The sequence below is a fragment of the Clostridium sp. genome (assembly GCF_016650095.1).
Classification (GTDB): domain Bacteria; phylum Bacillota; class Clostridia; order Clostridiales; family Clostridiaceae; genus Clostridium_AD.
Map to the genome: position 1 here is coordinate 1 of NZ_JAENWL010000386.1, position 3,474 is coordinate 3,474.

The following is a 3,474-nucleotide window of genomic DNA, read 5'->3' on the forward strand; positions in this document are numbered from 1 at the left end:
GAATTCCATAAGGTTAGACAGCAATATGTCTCTATAGAAGAATGCAGGTTTCGTGATAATCTTAACGTTTTTATCTCACATTATACTAAGGTTCTTATTGCGTCAGAAAAATCCTCAGTTGATTTAAATGAGTCATTTCAAAAGAATCATAACGGTATAACCTGGTCTGAAAAAACATTTAATTCAATTAGAAGTAAGAGTCTTATTTATTTTTATGGTGATTTTAAACGTCTATCCTGTGAGTTAGATATGTTTATGCCTTTTAAAAAAGATAAGGTTTATTGTAGGTTTTCTAATAATTGTTTAAATAAAGAACTGTTGGAGGATGATTATAAAATTGAGGTTAAATTGGTCAAAGAGAATGTTGATTTTAAGAAATTTTCTGAAAGAAGTAGTAAAAATCAAGTTTTAATCAGTAACACAAGATTTGAAAAAAAGGAAATACCCATGGTTTATGAAGGTAATGCAGTTTTTGCATATTCACAAAATCAAGACAAACAAAAGGAAATCAAGTTGCTTGCTAGTAGCTATGAAATAATTAAAGTTGTGATCATACCTTATTTGATCTGGCTATATGATCAAAATCAATTTGAATATATAACAAATCTTAATTATATGAGTATATTATGTACAAAACTTTTAAATAATTTTCTTCAAATAAAGCTTCCAGAAGAAAACAATCGTAGTCGAGTATTCAATGACTTAATTTCTACAAATGCAAAGTTCATTAAGTTTAATGGAAAATGGGTTTTACTCGAGGAAAGAGTAGTGATGCCTGTAGATTTGTTTGAATAAAAAAAAGTAATTGAAAATTTATGGAATCCTTTATGAGATTTCAGAAGAATTTGTTTAATTGTTATATTGCTATTAATTTAAGGCATGCTAGTGTAAATAACGCTAGCATGCCTTGTTTTATTGTTACTTTCAATGTTGTTAGCAATTATTTGTTTAAAGAAAGTCATACAGAGACTATTTAAGCTCTAATTGAATCTTATTCAACATATAAGATAAATCATTATATAAAAGGCTTAGTGGTGCTCATATAGTTATAGGCAGTGCTGAACTGAGCGAATAATCAGTATCAAAATTTTTATGACTGAACCACTTTACTGACTGGATATTTATCTTGGTGGAAATTATTTTAATTATTTTTGAAAATAATTAATTCAAATAGGTATACTACTTATTGTAGATCTAAAAAAAAATAAATAGTAAATAATTATTTGATATTAATAAAATATGCTTCTAAATTTTATAAAATATAAGGAGAAATTTAAAATAAATGCAAGTTGAAAAGAATAATACACCTGTAATTTCTAGCAGTGAATTTAGATTACAAGGTGCTAGATTAATGACAGTTGATCAAGTTGCTGTCTACACAGGTTTAAAAGAAAGAACTATCAGAGATTATGTATATAAAGGAAAAGTACCTTTTATTAAAATTAACAAAATGGTTCGTTTTGATCGAATTAAAATTGATGAATGGATTGATAATTTTTATTGTAGTAGCCCATAAACAATGAATTTCAATTAATGAAAAGCATAAGGCAAATAAAAATAAATAATTAATGTTACCAGGAAAAATTATTTTTTAGTCAAACTAAATATATATATTAAGCAGTATTCAAGATACTACCAGAAGGAGAATCCAATGAAGTAATCTATGATTTAGCTTTTTGTGTAAATAATCGGATAATGAGACCATTACTTTTTTTTAAATAGAATTGTTACTCATTTCATAATAAAAAAGTGGCTATTATTACCACAAAAATCATAAGGAGAAATTTATGAATAATAATGAAGAAAAACTAAAAAGTATAATTAGTACTTGTTATAGGGAGAATGGAACAATCTTAGAAGGTGTACAAGAATACTCAATCTATGATGGATTTAAAGAATGGTTTGGAGATTATGTTAATCATCAACTAGTAGAATTAAAGCTTTTGAAAAAAAGACAATACTTTTTTATATTATCAATTTTTTCAGAACCTGGAAATGTTTTCAGTGATTATAATCTATTGTTTTCTATTGAAAATTTGAATAATTGCATAAAAATTTCAAAACATCCTACTTTTGAAGAAATAGAATCTATGTTTATGTATGCTTTAAGTGAACAAATGGTAGCCGATACAAGCTTAGGAAATGCTTATCTTTTAAATCCTCTTCTACAGCGCTATATAAGAACTCATAATCCTTTAAGAGCTTGGAGAAATGTAAATATTAGAAAATATGAATTAGAATATAAAATAGATGAATTCTGGGAAAAATTATATGATGAAGTTGTATTGAAAGATATATAAAATACAACTATAGATGAAAGGTTCTCAAAAATGAGAAGTCATTTATAAAAACATTAAAATTTAATTTAAGATGAGAGATCCTCAAAAATGAGGAATCATCTTTATTATATAAGGTAGAGCTTTACTTTTCAAAATAGTAAATGTTGCTAAGTCCAGAAGTTGGACCTTGTATTAAATGCCAACCTTGACCAGCTATAAAATTAATTACTCCTCCAATTAAGAAAAAATAACCTTTGGAATTCATTGCTCCATATTCACTATAGTAAGGGTCTAAAACAGTATCTAGCCAGTCACCATCTAAATTTAGTATAATCATTCCTCCTTTATCGAAAGCACTTTGAATTTGTACTGAATCTGAGTATTTCTGTTCATCTGATTCTTCAGTTTCAATTTTCACGATTAATACTTTTGATTGTAACATTAATACTTTTGTTTGAAATTGAATAAAACATAAATAACCAATTCCTATAGCTACAATTAATAATAGAACTTTTAAAAATCCTAATTTAATTGTTTTTGTTTTATAAGGTAAATTGTTATTGTCTGTTTCCATATATAATCTCCTTGGGATTTGGAATAAGTAAAATAATTTCTATGAAAAGAATAATGATTATTTAATTTTTTTTTGCTAATATAAAACTTGTTATTATATAATTAATAAATCATTATATTGATAATATAACAAAATATTATAGATGTCCAACAAAAAGATTGTTTTCTAACATTATATACTAGCATATTAGTTGACTAAACTAAAAATAAACTAACTTTTAGCGCTCCCTTATGTAACGTTACATAATATAATATATGTAACGTTAAGCGTTAAAGGGGTTTCAAATATGGAACATTTACCAGAGGTAGTAGAGAATGAGTTTGATTACAATTTGTTGTTAATTCAAGACAATTCTTACAATGAAGATGCAAAGCACTTTGTATTATTCTTAAAAGACAACAATCTAACAATTACATTAGAAAGTTTACAAGAGTATTCAACTTATCTAAACCAGGAACACAATGGGTTAAGATATGCAGCTAATACCTATAATAAAAGAATCCAAGGTGCTAAAGAAAGAATTAAGTACATATTCTATAACTCTAAATTTGCAAGTGATAAAGTAGCTTGTTATCATTTTGTAGAAGCTCTCAAAACTGTTAAACTAAAAAAGATAAATTC

Annotated in this window: 5 protein-coding genes; 4 read left to right on the forward strand and 1 reads right to left on the reverse strand. The window is 25.8% G+C overall.

Features of this window, described 5'->3' with window-relative positions:
* The 3 genes from JJE11_RS16740 to JJE11_RS16750 all read left to right on the forward strand — a co-directional run.
* Positions 1 to 795 (forward strand): hypothetical protein (locus JJE11_RS16740; RefSeq protein WP_291637670.1); only part of this gene is annotated, 795 nt, incomplete at its 5' end.
* 487 nt (positions 796 to 1,282) lie between these two features.
* Positions 1,283 to 1,516 (forward strand): helix-turn-helix domain-containing protein, encoded by a 234-nt coding sequence (locus tag JJE11_RS16745; protein ID WP_291637672.1) that lies wholly within the window; start codon positions 1,283 to 1,285, stop codon positions 1,514 to 1,516.
* Between the two features lie 271 nt (positions 1,517 to 1,787).
* Entirely contained in the window at positions 1,788 to 2,300 is a 513-nt protein-coding gene (locus JJE11_RS16750; protein ID WP_291637674.1) for a hypothetical protein, read from the forward strand.
* 121 nt (positions 2,301 to 2,421) lie between these two features.
* Here the strand turns inward: JJE11_RS16750 and JJE11_RS16755 are convergent, their stop codons facing one another.
* Positions 2,422 to 2,853, reverse strand: a complete 432-nt coding sequence (locus JJE11_RS16755; RefSeq protein WP_291637676.1) for a hypothetical protein — start codon at positions 2,851 to 2,853, stop codon at positions 2,422 to 2,424.
* 286 nt (positions 2,854 to 3,139) lie between these two features.
* On the opposite strand from JJE11_RS16755, the gene JJE11_RS16760 reads away from it, so the two are divergent.
* A partial coding sequence (locus JJE11_RS16760; protein WP_291637678.1) for a hypothetical protein occupies positions 3,140 to 3,474 on the forward strand: 335 nt, incomplete at its 3' end.

Excerpts from the sequence above, each read along its gene's own strand:
- JJE11_RS16745 (WP_291637672.1), top strand. The coding sequence starts at position 1,283 with ATGCAAGTTGAAAAGAATAATACACCTGTAATTTCTAGCAGTGAATTT.
- JJE11_RS16750 (WP_291637674.1), top strand. The coding sequence starts at position 1,788 with ATGAATAATAATGAAGAAAAACTAAAAAGTATAATTAGTACTTGTTAT.
- JJE11_RS16755 (WP_291637676.1), bottom strand. The coding sequence starts at position 2,853 with ATGGAAACAGACAATAACAATTTACCTTATAAAACAAAAACAATTAAA.